The following is a 16,594-nucleotide window of genomic DNA, read 5'->3' as shown; positions in this document are numbered from 1 at the left end:
GGAGAGAGTCAATATGTCACATATCAAATCACAGGATTCAAAATTATTTGAGGCAATAGAATCGGAATTCAACCGTCAGGATAAAAACATTGAATTGATTGCATCGGAGAACTTTGTTTCAAAAGCTGTACTGGAAGCGCAGGGCTCCATCCTGACCAATAAATATGCGGAAGGATACCCTAACAAGCGTTACTACGGCGGTTGTGAACATGTTGACGTGGTTGAGGATCTGGCAAGGGACAGACTGAAGGAAATCTTCGGTGCCGAGTATGTCAACGTCCAGCCGCACTCCGGTTCCCAGGCGAACATGGGTGTTTATTTCTCTATACTTGAGCCGGGCGATAAAGTCCTCGGTATGAATCTGAGCCACGGCGGGCATCTGACGCACGGCAGCCCGGTGAACTTCAGCGGAACGATGTATGAGTTCAGCGAGTACGGTGTCAAAGAAGATGACGAGACGATCGATTATGACGTGGTCATGGAAATCGCTAAAAAAGAGCAGCCTAAACTCATCATCGCAGGGGCCAGCGCCTATTCCAGAAAGATCGATTTCGCCAAATTCCGTGAGATCGCAGATGAAGTCGGTGCTTATTTCATGGTGGACATGGCGCATATTGCAGGCCTTGTTGCAGCTGGACTGCATCCAAATCCGGTACCGCATGCGGACTTCGTCACTTCCACAACGCATAAGACTTTAAGAGGGCCGAGGGGCGGAATCATCCTTGCTAAGGAAAAGTATGCAAAATCCCTCAATAAAATCATCTTCCCGGGCATCCAGGGCGGACCATTGATGCACATCATCGCAGCCAAGGCAGTGGCATTCGGCGAAGCGCAGCAGGATGGCTTCAAGGAATACCAGCAGCAGGTCATCAAAAACGCACAGACACTGGCCAAAGGATTGACTGAAGGCGGTCTCAGAATCGTTTCCGGAGGCACGGACAACCATATCGTCCTTGTCGATGTGAAGAGTTTCGAACTGACAGGCAAACAGGCAGAGGAAGCACTGGATGAGATTGGCATCACAGTCAATAAAAACACCATCCCGTTCGACACCGAGTCACCATTCGTGACAAGTGGCGTACGTCTCGGCACACCGGCCATGACGACAAGAGGATTCAAGGAAAAAGAGATGGAGAAAGTGGCTGAATTGATGGTTGAAACGCTGAAGCGTACAAGGGACGGGGAAAGTCTCGAAGGCATCACGGAGCAGGTCCATGCACTGACTGCCGACTACCCATTATACAGCGAATAATACCTCAAAATAGAATTTGACGGACAGGAGGACAAATATGTCAAAGGTTCAAGTGATGGAGCATCCCCTAATCCAGCATAAGATGGGTTTTATTAGGGATAAGAATACTCCGACGAAAACTTTCAGGGAACTGGTCGATGAAGTGGGCATGCTGATGGCCTATGAAGTGACCAGGGACCTGGACCTGGAAGAGGTTGAGGTGGAGACGCCGATACAGACGACGACAGCGAAAAGGCTGAGCGGCAAAAAAATCTGCCTTGTGCCGATCTTAAGGGCGGGGCTCGGGATGCAGGAGAGCATCCACAAGCTCATACCCTCGGCGCGCGTCGGCCATATCGGCCTGTACCGCGACCCGGACACACTGCAGGCCATAGAGTACTATGCAAAGTTCCCGGGGGATATCGAGGAACGGGATATCTTCGTCATCGACCCGATGCTTGCCACGGGGGCATCCGCAGTCGAGGCGATCACCGCAATCAAAAAGAGGGGCGGCAGTAAAATCCGCTTCATCTGCCTGATAGCGGCGCCGGAAGGCGTGGAGACGCTGCAGAAGGCCCACCCTGATGTGGACATCTATATCGCAGCACTCGACGACAGGCTGGATGACCACAGCTATATCGTCCCGGGCCTCGGCGATGCAGGCGACCGCCTGTTCGGGACGAAATAATCCGGATAACAGGAGAATGGCATTGAAGAAGATAATGACGGTTTTCGGCACCCGTCCGGAAGCGATCAAAATGGCACCATTGGTATTGGCATTAAAGGAAGATCCGGAACTTGAACCTGTTGTGGTGGTCACTGCACAGCACAGGGAAATGCTGGATCAGGTCCTGGAGACTTTCAAGATCGAACCGGACTATGACTTGAACATCATGAAAAAGGGGCAGACATTATCTGAAGTGACCGGCAGGGTGATTGAAGGGCTCGAGGGTGTAATAAAAGAATCGAAGCCGGACATGATGCTCGTGCATGGTGATACGACGACGACTTTTGCAGGCAGCCTTGCAGCATTCTATAACGGCCTCGATATCGGCCATGTGGAAGCCGGGCTCAGAACCCACAACAAGCACTCGCCGTTTCCAGAAGAGATGAACAGGCAGATGACAGGGGTCCTCGCGGACCTCCATTTTTCGCCCACTGAAAATTCCAGGCAGAACCTGCTCGCTGAAAACAAGAAAGAGGCATTCATCAGCGTGACAGGGAATACGGCGATCGATGCATTGAAGACCACGGTCGATGAAAGTTACTACAGTGAAGTGATCGACAGGCACAAAGACAATAAAGTGATCCTGCTGACGGCCCACAGACGCGAAAACATCGGTGAGCCGATGCACAATATATTCAGTGCCGTCAGGGAGATCGTCGACGAGTTCGAGGATGTCACGGTCGTCTATCCAATCCATAAAAACCCCAAAGTCCGGGAAATTGCACAGGAGCACCTTGGGGATCATGAACGGATCGAAATCATTGAACCTTTGGATGTCCTTGATTTTCATAATTTCGCAGCCAAAAGCCACATCATCCTGACCGATTCCGGCGGGGTGCAGGAAGAGGCACCCTCGCTCGGGAAACCGGTCATAGTGCTCAGGGATACGACGGAACGCCCTGAAGGTGTGGAAGCAGGCACTTTGAAGCTGGCGGGCACTGAAAAGGCGGATATCTACAATCTCACCAGACAGCTGCTCACCGACCGGAATATTTACGAAGAGATGTCCCGCGCATCCAACCCGTACGGCGACGGTGAGGCTTCAAGGCGGATATGTGAAAACATCAAGCATTATTACGGATTCGTGAAGCAAAAACCTGAAAGTTTTCAGGTGTGATAAATTGTGTCGATAATATGGCGGGGTGGAGAGTTGGTTAAATAAATCCAAGCATGTTATTGACACAAAAATTGCTCTCATATATCATTACAAGGGGAATGTGAAAGTTGCTCAAGGAAGCTTCAAACCATTAGGAGACTGTATTGATAGTGTCATTTTTCAGAAGATTTTACACTCATTTCTTACGATATTTTTCCATCCCTCTCATCGGCAGTTTACTCTTTGCCATTTTTACACAATCATCAATAGCGGCCGGGTTATTTTTAGGCACCGCTGCGTCCACACTCATGATTTTCAACTGGTACTACCATCTGGAGCAGGCGCAGGATGAAGAAAACGGCAAAGTCAGGCTCGGCGTGGTGACGAGGTTCATCATTGTAATAGTGACACTGCTTGTGTGGCTGAGGTTCCCTGAAACATTCAACATTTTTGCGATAGCTATAGGAATTCTCCTTGGTTATATATTGATTATTTTTCATGCTGTCAGAGAATTAACGAAGTGAAAGAGGTGAAATAATGGAACACGGAACTCCAACGTATACGATTGACTTATTCGGTTTGCCGGTAATGTTCGATCTGTCGACTTCATTGATGATCATCATTACATGTTTGATTGTGTTCTTCGTGTTTTTCTTTGCAACACGTAAAATCGCCGTCAGGCCGACAGGAAAGCCGCAGGTTCTTGTGGAAGCACTGGTGAACTTCGTTAAAGGTATGATTTCAAGCAACATGGCCTGGAAGCAGGGTGGGAAATTCCACTTCATGGCAATTACTCTGATTGCGTTCATCTTTGTGGCCAATATAATCGGTATACCATTCACGATCATCCTTCCGGACGAGGAGCATACACTATGGTGGAAATCACCTACGGCAGATCCTACAGTGACGCTGACACTCGCAGGGCTGATGATTGTACTGACACATTATTACGGGGTCCAGGCCCAGGGCATGGGGAACTATGTTAAATCGTATTTTCAACCGATGTGGTTCATGGCACCGATCAAGTTCATTGAAGAATTTACATATAATTTAACGTTAGGTCTTCGTCTTTACGGAAACATCTACGCAGGGGAAATCCTGTTGTTACTGCTTGTCTCCCTGATCACAACCGGTGGAATAATCGGAGCGGTCGGCGGGTTCATACCGTTGATGGTATGGCAAGGGTTCAAACTGTTCATCAGTGCGATCCAGGCATTCATTTTCGTTATGTTAACGATGGTTTATCTCTCTCATAAGCTGAGCGATGATCATTAATATAAAAATTAAAATTTTATTTATATCTATTTAGGAGGAAATATTTTATGAGTTTACTTGCAGCTGGTATTGCAGCAGGATTAGCAGCACTTGGAGCGAGCTTTGGTATTGGTATGGTAGTTTCGAAAACAGTTGAGTCAGTGGCACGTCAGCCGGAAGCAAGAGGTCCGCTACAAACGATCATGTTCATCGGTATCGGTGTTGTTGAGGCTGTTCCGATCATGGCCATCGTTATTGCATTCCTACTTATGTTCACGTTCTAAGAGTCGTTACCATGGCGAAGTCTTACATCAAGATTTCGCCCTCTTATTATGTTGTCTGAAGAGTGAACGAAACTTTCTTGAAAGGAGTGTACATAAGTGGAATTTCTTATACTAGGAAATACTGGAGATGTTGGCGTGGCGATCGGAAGCAGTCTTGTGCTGCTTGTGAGTTTCCTTGTTCTGCTTGGAGCTCTGTCATATTTCGTCTGGAAGCCTTTGAAGAATGTGATGGATGAAAGAGAGAACCTCATACATTCTGAAATTGATGATGCGGAAAACCGCAGGATAGAAGCCCAGCGCCTTCAGAAGGAAAACGAAGAATTACTTAAACAGACTCAGGCGGATATCTCTTCAATCATGGAAGATGCAAGAGCACAGGCGACCAAGGAACAGGAAACGATCATCCATGATGCGAATACCCGCGCAAATCAGCTTATGGCAAATGCGAAGGCTGATGTTGAAAGAGAAAAAGAAAAAGCGATTTCAGAAATCAACGATCAAGTGGCGGAGCTGTCAATACTCATCGCCGAGAAGATGATTTCCAAAGAAATCGATCATCAGGATCAGCAGCAGCTGGTTAAACAGTACTTACAGGAAGCAGGGGGTAAATAATGGCTATTTCAGCGAATAACTATTCCAAAGCCCTCTTCAATGCGATCCATGATGATGAAACATTGAATAAAGTTAGAGACGATTTCAGCGAAGTCATGGAATCGGTGCGGAATGTGCCGGCTTTCCATGATTTCATATCGAATCCGAAGATTTCCAGGGATGAGAGGAAAGCGGTCGTTGAAAACACATTCAAAGAAGTTGAAAAGCCGCTCTTCAATATGCTGCGTGTTTTGTCCGACAAGGGCAAGATGACCCATATTGAAAGCATCTACGAGGATTTCATCAAGCTCTACAATGCGCATTTCAACCAGGCATATGTAACTGTGGAATCCGTCTATAAATTATCCGGCGAAGAATTGGATGAAATCGGCAAAACCTTCATAAAGAAGACCGGACTGAAAAAATTATTGATTGAAAACGAAGTGAACGAAGACTTGATCGGCGGCATCAGGGTATTCATCGATACGAAAGTTTACGATGCATCCATACGTGGTCAGTTGAACACTTTAAAAGGTCAATTCAAGGCACACGCGAATAGTTAATTTGAGGAGTGACATTCATGGCAATCAAAGCTGACGAAATTAGTGCTCTTTTAAAAAGCCAGATAGAAAATTATGAACAGGACATGTCAGTATCTGACACAGGTACAGTCATCCAGGTTGGTGACGGTATCGCACTTGCTCATGGTTTGAACGATGCAATGGCTGGAGAGTTGCTGGAGTTCCCCAGTGGAGTATTGGGACTGGCTCAGAGCTTGGAAGAAAGTAATATCGGTATCGTTATTTTAGGACCATATGATGACATTAAAGAAGGCGACGAGGTCAAGCGTACAGGCAGAATCATGGAAGTGCCCGTAGGTGAGGAACTCATCGGCCGTGTTGTAAACTCTCTGGGACAGCCTATAGACGGCAAAGGCCCGATTGCTGCAACTAAAACAAGACCGATTGAAAGTCCTGCCACAGGTGTAATGGACCGTAAAAGTGTTGACGAACCATTACAGACAGGCATCAAGGCAATCGATGCCCTCGTACCGATCGGCCGCGGTCAGCGTGAGCTGATCATCGGTGACCGTCAGACGGGTAAAACGACTGTTGCCATCGATACGATCCTGAACCAGAAAGACCAGGATATGATCTGTGTCTACGTAGCGATCGGCCAGAAAGAATCGACCGTTGCATCAACTGTTGAAACATTACGTAAGAATGGTGCGCTGGATTACACGATTGTTGTATCAGCAAGTGCTTCACAGCCTGCACCCTTGTTATATATTGCACCGTACGCCGGTGTATCCATGGCTGAAGAATTCATGTTCAACGGCAAACACGTATTGGTTGTATATGACGACTTGACGAAACAGGCTGCTGCCTACCGTGAGCTGTCATTGCTCCTGCGTCGTCCACCGGGCCGTGAAGCTTACCCTGGTGACGTCTTCTACGTACACAGCCGCCTGCTTGAGCGTGCTGCGAAGCTTAACGACGATCTTGGCGGAGGCTCGATCACTGCACTTCCGTTCATCGAAACCCAGGCAGGGGACATCAGTGCGTACGTTCCGACGAACGTCATCTCCATCACAGACGGTCAGATTTTCCTGCAGTCCGATTTATTCTTCTCGGGTGTAAGACCTGCGATCAACGCCGGGCTCTCCGTTTCCCGTGTTGGTGGATCGGCACAGATCAAAGCAATGAAGAAAGTGGCGGGTACGCTGCGTCTCGACCTCGCGTCCTACCGTGAGCTGGAGTCATTCGCCCAGTTCGGTTCAGACCTTGATGAGGCGACAGCTGCAAAACTTGAACGCGGTAAGAGAACCGTTGAAGTCCTGAAGCAGGGCGAAAACAATCCGCTGAAAGTCGAATATCAGGTCGCCATCCTCTATGCACTCGTCAACGGCCATCTCGATGAAATCCAGGTCGAAGACATCACCCGTTTTGAAGATGAATTCCTGAGCTGGTTGGATTCGAACGAAAAAGAATTGCTCAACGGCATCCGCGATACGAAACAGCTTCCGGATGACGAAGCATTCGTCGGAGCGATCAACAGCTTCAAGAAAATATTCAACCCTTCAAAATAAGCCTGAAACGAAGAAGGATAAGGTGGTGAATTCATGGCTTCACTAAGAGAGATAAAAGGACGCATAGGATCGACGAAAAAGATGAGTCAGATCACCAGTGCAATGCACATGGTGTCGAACTCGAAACTGCGCCGTGCCGAGGAAAATGCAACCAGTTTCCAGGCATACCGCGAAAAGCTGCAGGAAGCAGTACAGGCGATCGCAACCGGAGACACGGGCTCGGATCATCCGATGCTTGAAGAACGGCCTGTCAAGCGCACAGGTTATGTGGTGATCACTGCAGACAGCGGACTTGCAGGACCTTATAACGCGAACGTGCTGAAGAAACTGACCGGTGAAATAAAAGAGCGTCATAACAATGATCCGGACTTTTACGATATTCTTGTCATCGGCAAAATGGGTTACGAGTTTTTGACCGCAAGAGGTTACAACGTTTCCAAATACCGTACAGGACTGGCTGATCAGCCTGACTTCAGCAGTGTTAAGGAAATCACCCACGAAGCTGTAAACAGTTTTATAGATGAAGATATAGATGAACTCATCATAATATATAATGAATTTGTCAACGTGCTTGAGCAGAAGGTAAGGGCAGATAAACTCCTGCCGCTGACAGCTTCCGAATTGGAAGAGGAAGGGACAGGAGACTCCACGCTTACAAATTATGAATTTGAGCCGGATAAAGACTCCCTGCTTGCAGTCATACTGCCCCAGTATGCAGAAAGTCTCATCTACGGATCTTTATTGGAAGCTAAAGCGAGTGAGCATGCAGCAAGGATGACTGCAATGAAAGCTGCGACTGATAATGCCAAAGAACTTATTGATGATCTATCATTACAATATAACCGTGCAAGGCAAGCGGCAATCACACAGGAAATCACAGAAATTGTTGGTGGCGCAGCTGCACTTGAATAAGATTTGCTAGGAGGAAAACGAATGGCTTTAGGTCAAATAGTACAAGTCATGGGGCCTGTCGTCGATGTACGTTTCAATGAAGGTGAACTGCCTGAATTGAATAACGCGTTGACTGTAGACATCCACAAAGGCGAGGAAATAATTCCCCTTACGCTTGAAGTGGCACTGCACCAGGGTGACAATGTGGTCAGAACGATTGCCATGGCATCAACTGATGCACTGCAGCGTGGCGCTGAAGTCACCGATACAGGCAGCCCGATTACGGTACCTGTCGGTGAAGTGACTCTTGGTCGTGTATTCAACGTATTGGGAGAGCATATTGATTTGGGTGAACCTGTTCCGGAATCTGAGAGAAGAGACCCGATCCACAGACAGGCGCCGCAATTTGATGAATTGACTACAAACGTAGAAATTTTAGAAACCGGGATCAAAGTCGTAGACTTGCTCGCACCTTATACAAAAGGTGGTAAGATCGGCCTGTTCGGCGGTGCGGGAGTAGGTAAGACCGTACTGATCCAGGAACTGATCAACAACGTTGCACAGGAACACGGCGGTATTTCAGTATTCGCCGGTGTCGGTGAACGTACGCGTGAAGGTAACGACCTGTATTACGAGATGAGTGACTCAGGTGTTATCGAAAAGACCGCGATGGTGTTCGGCCAGATGAACGAGCCGCCTGGTGCGCGTATGCGTGTTGCATTATCCGGCCTTACGATGGCTGAGTACTTCAGGGATGAGCAGGGGCAGGACGTCCTTTTATTCATCGACAACATTTTCCGTTTCACACAGGCTGGTTCGGAAGTATCGGCGCTCCTTGGCCGTATGCCTTCAGCCGTTGGTTACCAGCCGACACTTGCAACTGAAATGGGTCAGCTGCAGGAGAGGATCACAACGACAAGCACCGGTTCAGTAACGTCAATCCAGGCAGTGTTCGTACCGGCGGATGACTACACCGACCCGGCACCTGCACAGACTTTCGCACACCTGGATGCAACGACGAACCTGGAGCGTAAATTGTCCGAGATGGGCATCTACCCGGCGGTGGACCCGCTCGCATCAACTTCACGTGCACTTTCACCTGCAGTCGTCGGTGAAGAGCATTATGAAGTGGCAAGGGAAGTACAGGCGACGATCCAGAAGTACCGTGAATTACAGGATATCATCGCCATCCTTGGTATGGATGAATTATCTGATGAGGACAAAGTGACGGTTTCACGTGCACGCCGCATCCAGTTCTTCTTAAGCCAGAACTTCCACGTTGCTGAACAGTTCACAGGCCAGAAAGGTTCATATGTACCGGTCGAAGAAACTGTCAGAGGATTCAAGGAAATCCTGACAGGTGATTATGACCATATTCCTGAGGATGCATTCCGACTGGTCGGAAGTATTGAAGATGTACTTGAAAAAGCACGCGGCATGGGTGTGGAAGTATAAAATCGGGAGGTAAAATCACATGACAATTTCACTCGACATAGTGACTCCTAATGGTTCCGTCTTCTTCGAAGAGGACTGCGAACTCATTGTACTTCAGTCAAAACAAGGTGAACTTGGTATACTGGGTGGACATATCCCGACTGTAGCTGCACTTAAAATAGGTAGTCTGCGGGCAAAGATTAATGGTCAATATGAATATTTTGCTGTAACTGAAGGTTTTGCAGAAATCAATCCTTCCAAGGTCACTGTTCTTGTTCAGGCAGGTGAATTCGCTGAAGATATAGATACGGAACGTGCCGAGGCCGCACGTCAGCGTGCAGAAGAATTGCTGCAGCGGTCACAGGATGAAAAAGTGGACAGATACCGTGCAGAGTTAGCGTTGCGACGCGCAATAAACCGCATAGATGTTGCAAAACACAAGTAAAGCTTGGGGTCTATCCCCAGGCTTTTTTTAAAGGATGATTATTGATGATATTTTCACAGCTGGCTTTCATGCATATAATACTGCACATCCTCAGTGTGATGTTCTGCTTCTGGCTGGTCCAGGGATTGAACATTCAAAGGTTTTTCCGAAAGGGCGAGTCGGGTAAAATCATTCTTCTGATGATTGTCATCTCGGTATTGCTCGGCAGTGCCTTAAGCAATTTCATCATGGACTTCTTTACACTCGTTCAGCAGGCTTCATTAATATTCAATTAAAATGCAACTAAAAAACTTTACATCATGTTTAGACAGCTATAATATAGACTATAGTTAAATAGTTCGTATTTTAACTAATTAATGGAGTGTGAACAATGGATAAGATAATTGTCAAAGGCGGCAGGAAGTTGAAGGGTTCCGTCACTGTAGAAGGTTCTAAGAATGCCGTGCTGCCCATATTGGTGGCTTCTTTACTGCCCGAAAAAGGGAAATCATATATAACGAACGTCCCGAATCTATCGGACGTGGATAATTTAACAACATTGGTGAAGCTGCTCGGTGCAGAAGTCGAGACAGGCGACGGCACGGTTTCAGTCGATGCTTCAAATGGATTGAATCATAATGCACCATATGATCTGGTGAGCAAAATGAGGGCCAGCATGCTCGTGATGGGACCACTTTTGGCCCGTTATGGCAAATGCACGATCGCCATGCCGGGCGGCTGTGCGATCGGCAGCCGACCGATTGAGCAGCATATCAAAGGGCTTGAAAAAATGGGTGCTTCTTTTTCAAATGTCGATGGCAATATTGTAGGATATACCGACGGGCATTTGAAAGGCGCAAGAATCAACCTTGATTTTCCGAGTGTCGGTGCGACGCAGAACCTGATGATGGCTGCAAGCCTGGCCGAAGGTACGACACACCTTGAGAACGTGGCGATGGAACCAGAGATCGAGGACCTCGCAAAGTATATCAATGCTATGGGTGGTAATGTCAAAGGTGCCGGAACAAGCCATATCATCATAGAAGGTGCAGAAGAATTAAGAGGGGCCGACCACGAGGTCATCCCGGACAGGATCGAAGCCGGGACTTTCATGATCGCCGGAGCGATCACGAGAAGTGAAATCACTTTAAAAAATGTCGTCCTAGATCATCTCTCCGCACTCGTATCCAAGCTTGAAGATATGGGCGTGAAAATGGTGGAGAACGGAGACGAGGTCACGGTGATCCCTGCTGAGAACTTGAAACCGATCAAAGTCAAAACCATGCCGCACCCGGGTTTCCCCACTGATATGCAGAGCCAGATGATGGCACTTTTGACAACAGTCAAAGGTATGAGCACCATCACCGAGACGATATTCGAGAACCGCTTCATGCATGTCGACGAGTTCACACATATGAACGCCAACATCCAGCTTGATGAGAACACTGCGATGGTGAAGGGTGTGGAAAACCTTCAAGGCGCGCGCGTCAAGGCAACTGACCTGAGAGCAGCTGCAGCATTGATACTGGCAGGATTGGCAGCCGAAGGCCACACCGTAGTGACGGAACTTAGGCATCTGGATCGCGGATATGTCGATTTTCACGGAAAGTTAAGCCGGTTGGGCGCAGATATTGAAAGAGTTAGTGACACGGATAAGACGAAAGAACCTGTGACTAACTAGAGTGAGGTTTTAATATGGAAGAAACACCAAAAAAACTTGTTCACAGACGTTTCCCCCTGGTTGTTCGCATTCTATTATTCCTGTACGTGGCGATCATCATTTTCTTCGCAGGGCTGATGATCGGCTACGGTATTCTGGCTAATCCGTTCGAAGTATTCAGGCTGGAAACCTGGGAACACATCATTAATTTAACAGAGGTATAAAATATGCTTACTTATGATCAGATTAAAGCAATCATCCCGCATAGACCCCCATTTTTACTGATTGACCGTGTAACGGAAATCGAACCCGGCGTGAAATGCACAGGGATAAAACAAGTTTCAGGAAACGAACCGTTCTTCCCGGGGCATTTTCCGGAATATGCTGTCATGCCGGGCGTCCTCATAGTGGAGGCCCTTGCCCAGGTGGGCGGCGTAGCATTGCTGCAGCAGCCTGAGTTCAAAGGGAAGCTTGCATTCTTTGCAGGCATCGACAAATGTAAGTTCAGACGTCAGGTCACGCCCGGGGACACACTTGAACTGACTGTGGAAATCACAAAATTGAAAGGTCCGATCGGCAAAGGAAAAGCAGTCGCCCTTGTCGATGGCGAGGTGGCATGCCAGTGTGAAATCACTTTTGCCATCCAGGACAAAAAAACATCCAACTGATGAAAATCAGTTGGATGTTTTTATATCTTCCTTCGACTCCATGCGTGCTTTGAACTCATTGAGCAGCGCTTCGCCTTCGTAATTCTCCTCCATAAGTTTTTCGAGCAGCTCTTCTGCATAATGAGGACTCTGCTGGATGATATCCCCGATGAACAGGAGGGACAATCCGACACTGATACTGTTCATCTCCATGAACTTACCCTTGAAGAGTGCAGGTGTGTTGGATGCCCTTGTAATCCGGATCAAGAGCCTTACATCAGTGCCGACAAAACTTTCAAGTATATCCTGGAAATCCTCTGAGGTGGCGACCTCGACAATCCATGAATCTTTCCCGGCTTCGTTATTTATGATGACCCCGTCAATCAAATCCAGGATGATATAGTTGTTTTCATCCTGCATCTTTATCTCTACAATCTTAAAAGATTTCATGAAATCCCCCTTAATTTTCAAAAACTACAGATTTCGTATTTCTGCAGACAGTTTTCCGATATCTGTTCATTTTTGGATACAGTTATAAGTTTATTGTATAATACTTGCCTCAAAATTTAAATTGTTGTCATTTGCAGAAAATTCAACAGCCACTTAAGCTGATAACAGGAAGGAGGTGGACCAATGCTGAACAAAGTGGTGCTAGTCGGGGAGCTGGTCAGAAACATTTCAGTAAAGCAGGGCAACAATACACAAGTGAACTCATTCATCCTGGCAACAATAAGAATACCAAAGGATCATAAACGCGATCATGAAGTGCATTTCATCTATTGTAAAGGGTTCGGAAAAGCGATACCGAATTTACTGGACAGCATCAGTGACGGCCAGATCATCTGCGTGAGCGGACAGCTCGCCACGACAATGCACACGACAGAAAGCGGCACAAAAGAATACCGGATGGAAGTATGGGCTGAAAGTGTCAAACTGATACCGGAAAAATTGAGTAATAGCCCGAACATCAAAAACCCGAATGAATTGATCAATGAAGCAATCAGAAATTACAACCGCTACGATTTCGTTGGAGAGGAACGGATATTGACGCTCACAAAAAGTAATTTCAATGAAAACGCCCGCGAAGAATCATTTAAAGAACCGATCAAGGATAAGAATGTCGAAATCCTTGAAAAGATGATCAATGAAGCTGAGGAAATTGAGATTGATGAATCCCATGAAAACGAAGAAGAACCGGGTGAGGAAAAAGTCCTCGCCTGAATGAACCAGACGGACATCCCAAAACCCTTTTAACCATCCTGCATCCAACCATTCACACTCACAACTGACATCATCCGGTATTTTATCTGCGTAAAGATACCGGCGGATGTCTTTTTTGGTATTTGTAAAGGAAATATGAAATCTTTTTTGTTACAAGACTGCGGGGTTTATTACAGTTGTCTGACTATATGATGGATGGACGGTTATTCGATGTTTTTTGCATAATTGCTGTGAGCCTTGATATGACAACGTTTTCTGAGGGTTTTATTTAACACTAAAGATGTAAACTGTGAATCATTACATATCATTGTACCCGTCTGCAACATTCAGGAGACTTGAGAAATCTTTTTGTAACATTACTGTAAAAGAAGGCTTTACATTTTATCTTCCTGTAACCTATGAAATATTTTTATCTGTTATAGTTCTACTTAGCGATTAGGAAAACATTAAGCGATTAGGAAAACATTAAATGAATCAGTCAAATATAGAATTTCTAATATATACGGGTAAAAAACAGGAGGAAATATCTTAATGAAAAAATTATTATCAGTAGGAACAGCAGTCGCTGTTTCATCAATCATTGCAGCCAACGCGGAAGCTTCTGAAAAAGGACATGAAGTACAATCAGGTGACACTTTATCGGAAATCGCAGCAGCCAACTCTACAACGGTATCTGCTTTGAAGGCAGCAAATGATCTTTCATCAGATTTGATCTTCCCTGGACAGGTGCTTCAGGTAGCTGAAGGTGCAGAAGAAAAAGCAGAAACTGAAGAGGGCGTCTATGTGATCCAGCCTGGCGATACACTGTTTGAAATCGCAGTGGAATTCGACCTGACTGTCAAAGAACTGATGGACCTGAATAATTTAACTTCAGATTTGATTTTCCCTGGTAACGAATTGATCGTATCAAAAGATGCAGTGGCTGAAGTTGCTCCTGTACAAGCTCCAGAAGTTGTTGAAGAGGAAGTAGTATATGAAGAGCCTGCGACTGAAGTTGTTGAAGAAGAAGTAGTATACGAAGAGCCTGCAGCTGAAGTTGTCGAAGAAGAAGTAGTATACGAAGAGCCTGCAACTGAAGTTGTTGAAGAGGAAGTAGTATATGAAGAACCTGCAGCTGAAGTTGTTGAGGAAGAAGTAGTATACGAAGAGCCTGCAGCTGAAATTGTCGAGGAAGAAGTATACGAAGAACCAGCTTCTGAACAGGCACCAGCTCAACAGGAGCCGGTTCAAACTCAAAACCAGGCAGCTGCACCAAGCAACAGCGGCGGCCAAAACTGGGGCGCACTTGCAGCATGTGAGTCAGGCGGAGATGCGAGCATCGTAAGTGCAAACGGCCTTTACCACGGTCTTTACCAGTTTGATGTTCAAACTTGGAAATCAGTGGGTGGATCAGGACTTCCATCCCAGGCTTCAGCAGCTGAGCAGACACAAAGAGCCCAGGCGCTTTACGCGGACAGAGGCGCACAGCCTTGGCCTGTATGTGGTGCCAGACTGTAATATAATGTATGATTTAAAAGTACGGACAAGTGATGCTTGTCCGTACTTTTTTGTTTTTTACGATTATTGTATTTCTGTGCGCAGTTTTCCTAAATCTGTTGAAAATCAGGGCCGGAATTTGAATAACTGTATATTTTACCGTCAGAAATTGAATTGTTGCGATGTGTGCACAATTCAAATCCATAATATTATACAAAGGAGGACAATTTATAAGGGGGAAAGCCATTGAGAAATAAAAGCCGGAGACACAGGCAGCTGGAAATACTGTCATACCGCTGCGATTTATCGGAAGCAGATCTGAACGAGCTGAAAGTATTGGCGGGCGGTTATGAAGGCGAAGTGGAGTTCGATCGTATTCTGGAGGAAGACTTTGGAGACGTGGAGTTTATTCACATGAAGGATTTTTGTTTTAAAGTTGGAAGGAACGGCAGTCAGACGAAGGCGGAGTCGAGTGTCGACCAGGAAATCCAGATCGATAACATCACCATCGCCGGGGACAGGATGCTCACTTTTGAAGTGAAAAACTATAATTTTGACCTGATTTACGTAGAGGATCAGTGGACATATGAAAATGGCAGGAAGTTCGGGGATCCGATGCTGCAGGTGGGGAGGCAGAAAGCCGCGCTGCAGGGATTCCTGGACAAGGCGGGTTTCAACATCAACCTCTATGGCACGATCGTTTTCATAAATCGGAAGCAGACGATATTCAGGCTGCCCGATAAGCCTGAAATCCTCGTATGGAGCAATATGCGGAAGAAGTTGAGGAAGGTGCTGCACCCAAACCGCTATGACCACTCTGATCTGGTCGGGAGACTTGAAGCGGAGCGATTGGTCGAATCCCAATACCAGGGCGATGTCGGGGTTTTATTTGAAGATTTGACGGAAGGAGTGTTCTGCCGGGATTGTGGGGAGCGGGCAGCCCGACATAATCAGCAGAGATTCAGATGTCCGAGCTGCGATAGCACCTGGACGCTACTTGAGGTGATTAAGAGACTTATCTACGAAATAAAGACCCTTAATCGGACGTGGGAGATCACACCGACTATTATAAACAGATTTTCGGGTGGAGAAATCTCGGAAAGCTGTGTCAGAAGACATCGAAAGAAGAGCCATATATCTTTTTGAATGCGTATTAGAAATATTGAGGTGCTGAATTCGCAACGTTGACCCGGCACTCGGCCTGAGGTTGCGAAAACGGGTGCTCGATTCGCAACATTGCCCCGGCACTCGGCTTAAGGTTGCGAAAACGGGTGCTGGATTCGCAACGTTGCCCCGGCACTCGGCCTGAGGTTGCGAAAACGGGTGCTGGATTCGCAACGTTGCCCCGGCACTCGGCCTGGGGTTGCGAAAACGGGTGCTGGATTCGCAACGTTGACCCGGCACTCGGCCTGAGGTTGCGAAAACGGACGTTGGATTCGCAACGTTGCCCCGGCACTCGGCCTGAGGTTGCGAACCCGGGTGCTCGATTCGCAACGTTGACCCTAAAAACACTTTAAGGTTCCGCAAATATAGAAGATCAGAACAGAAATTGAGACTAGACAAATAAAG

At 46.9% G+C, this 16,594-nt stretch carries 20 protein-coding genes; 19 read left to right on the top strand and 1 reads right to left on the bottom strand.

From position 1 onward, the window contains the following. Positions 1-13: 13 nt before the first annotated feature. The 16 genes from CRN96_RS08425 to fabZ all read left to right on the top strand — a co-directional run bounded on the left by CRN96_RS08425 (position 14) and on the right by fabZ (position 12,349). The gene (locus CRN96_RS08425) at positions 14-1,252 is read left to right on the top strand and encodes a serine hydroxymethyltransferase (protein WP_097041131.1); all 1,239 of its coding nucleotides are present in this window, start codon (positions 14-16) and stop codon (positions 1,250-1,252) included. Between the two features lie 37 nt (positions 1,253-1,289). After that, entirely contained in the window at positions 1,290-1,919 is a 630-nt protein-coding gene (gene upp / locus CRN96_RS08420; protein WP_072710485.1) for a uracil phosphoribosyltransferase, read from the top strand. A gap of 22 nt (positions 1,920-1,941) precedes the next feature. Beyond that, positions 1,942-3,075 carry a non-hydrolyzing UDP-N-acetylglucosamine 2-epimerase gene (gene wecB / locus CRN96_RS08415; protein WP_097041129.1) on the top strand — a complete coding sequence of 378 codons (1,134 nt, stop codon included), beginning with the start codon at positions 1,942-1,944 and terminating at the stop codon, positions 3,073-3,075. A gap of 149 nt (positions 3,076-3,224) precedes the next feature. Then, complete coding sequence (locus tag CRN96_RS08410; protein ID WP_230821902.1) at positions 3,225-3,578, top strand: ATP synthase subunit I; 354 nt, start codon at positions 3,225-3,227, stop codon at positions 3,576-3,578. Between the two features lie 13 nt (positions 3,579-3,591). After that, a complete protein-coding gene (atpB, locus tag CRN96_RS08405; protein ID WP_097041126.1) occupies positions 3,592-4,329 on the top strand; it encodes a F0F1 ATP synthase subunit A in 738 nt (245 codons plus the stop codon). Positions 4,330-4,376: 47 nt separating this feature from the next. After that, complete coding sequence (gene atpE / locus CRN96_RS08400; RefSeq protein WP_097041124.1) at positions 4,377-4,592, top strand: F0F1 ATP synthase subunit C; 216 nt, start codon at positions 4,377-4,379, stop codon at positions 4,590-4,592. Positions 4,593-4,688: 96 nt separating this feature from the next. Continuing rightward, positions 4,689-5,204 (top strand): F0F1 ATP synthase subunit B, encoded by a 516-nt coding sequence (locus CRN96_RS08395; protein WP_097041122.1) that lies wholly within the window; start codon positions 4,689-4,691, stop codon positions 5,202-5,204. Then, on the top strand, positions 5,204-5,746 hold the full coding sequence (gene atpH, locus CRN96_RS08390) for an ATP synthase F1 subunit delta (RefSeq protein WP_097041120.1): 543 nt from the start codon (positions 5,204-5,206) through the stop codon (positions 5,744-5,746). The genes CRN96_RS08395 and atpH overlap by 1 nt, the downstream gene beginning before the upstream one ends. A gap of 17 nt (positions 5,747-5,763) precedes the next feature. Further along, entirely contained in the window at positions 5,764-7,272 is a 1,509-nt protein-coding gene (gene atpA, locus CRN96_RS08385) for a F0F1 ATP synthase subunit alpha (RefSeq protein ID WP_097041118.1), read from the top strand. 33 nt (positions 7,273-7,305) lie between these two features. Next, positions 7,306-8,184, top strand: coding sequence for an ATP synthase F1 subunit gamma (gene atpG, locus CRN96_RS08380; protein WP_097041116.1), 879 nt, complete (start codon positions 7,306-7,308; stop codon positions 8,182-8,184). 21 nt (positions 8,185-8,205) lie between these two features. Further along, positions 8,206-9,618 carry a F0F1 ATP synthase subunit beta gene (gene atpD / locus CRN96_RS08375; protein WP_097041114.1) on the top strand — a complete coding sequence of 471 codons (1,413 nt, stop codon included), beginning with the start codon at positions 8,206-8,208 and terminating at the stop codon, positions 9,616-9,618. A 19-nt stretch (positions 9,619-9,637) separates the two neighbouring features. Continuing rightward, positions 9,638-10,042 carry a F0F1 ATP synthase subunit epsilon gene (locus tag CRN96_RS08370; protein WP_097041112.1) on the top strand — a complete coding sequence of 135 codons (405 nt, stop codon included), beginning with the start codon at positions 9,638-9,640 and terminating at the stop codon, positions 10,040-10,042. A gap of 44 nt (positions 10,043-10,086) precedes the next feature. Further along, on the top strand, positions 10,087-10,317 hold the full coding sequence (locus CRN96_RS08365; protein ID WP_097041110.1) for a DUF1146 family protein: 231 nt from the start codon (positions 10,087-10,089) through the stop codon (positions 10,315-10,317). Positions 10,318-10,412: 95 nt separating this feature from the next. After that, positions 10,413-11,702: a UDP-N-acetylglucosamine 1-carboxyvinyltransferase gene (gene murA, locus CRN96_RS08360; RefSeq protein WP_097041109.1), complete on the top strand. Its 1,290-nt coding sequence runs from the start codon at positions 10,413-10,415 to the stop codon at positions 11,700-11,702. Between the two features lie 14 nt (positions 11,703-11,716). Next, positions 11,717-11,905, top strand: a complete 189-nt coding sequence (locus tag CRN96_RS08355) for a DNA-directed RNA polymerase subunit beta (protein ID WP_097041107.1) — start codon at positions 11,717-11,719, stop codon at positions 11,903-11,905. Between the two features lie 3 nt (positions 11,906-11,908). Then, entirely contained in the window at positions 11,909-12,349 is a 441-nt protein-coding gene (gene fabZ, locus CRN96_RS08350; protein ID WP_097041105.1) for a 3-hydroxyacyl-ACP dehydratase FabZ, read from the top strand. A 6-nt stretch (positions 12,350-12,355) separates the two neighbouring features. Here fabZ and CRN96_RS08345 read toward each other — a convergent pair whose 3' ends face one another. Further along, on the bottom strand, positions 12,356-12,778 hold the full coding sequence (locus tag CRN96_RS08345; RefSeq protein WP_097041103.1) for a YwpF family protein: 423 nt from the start codon (positions 12,776-12,778) through the stop codon (positions 12,356-12,358). A 183-nt stretch (positions 12,779-12,961) separates the two neighbouring features. Between CRN96_RS08345 and CRN96_RS08340 the strand changes: the two genes are divergently transcribed. The 3 genes from CRN96_RS08340 to CRN96_RS08330 all read left to right on the top strand — a co-directional run bounded on the left by CRN96_RS08340 (position 12,962) and on the right by CRN96_RS08330 (position 16,171). Then, positions 12,962-13,549, top strand: coding sequence for a single-stranded DNA-binding protein (locus CRN96_RS08340; RefSeq protein WP_097041101.1), 588 nt, complete (start codon positions 12,962-12,964; stop codon positions 13,547-13,549). A gap of 531 nt (positions 13,550-14,080) precedes the next feature. After that, on the top strand, positions 14,081-15,046 hold the full coding sequence (locus CRN96_RS13465) for a transglycosylase family protein (protein ID WP_097041099.1): 966 nt from the start codon (positions 14,081-14,083) through the stop codon (positions 15,044-15,046). Positions 15,047-15,271: 225 nt separating this feature from the next. Further along, entirely contained in the window at positions 15,272-16,171 is a 900-nt protein-coding gene (locus tag CRN96_RS08330) for a nuclease-related domain-containing protein (protein ID WP_097041097.1), read from the top strand. Positions 16,172-16,594 lie beyond the last annotated feature (423 nt).

Source organism: Salinicoccus kekensis (genome assembly GCF_900220995.1).
Taxonomy (GTDB): Bacteria; Bacillota; Bacilli; order Staphylococcales; family Salinicoccaceae; genus Lacicoccus; species Lacicoccus kekensis.
The sequence above is the reverse complement of the archived record's forward strand: the minus strand, read 5'-3'. Positions and strand labels throughout refer to the sequence as shown.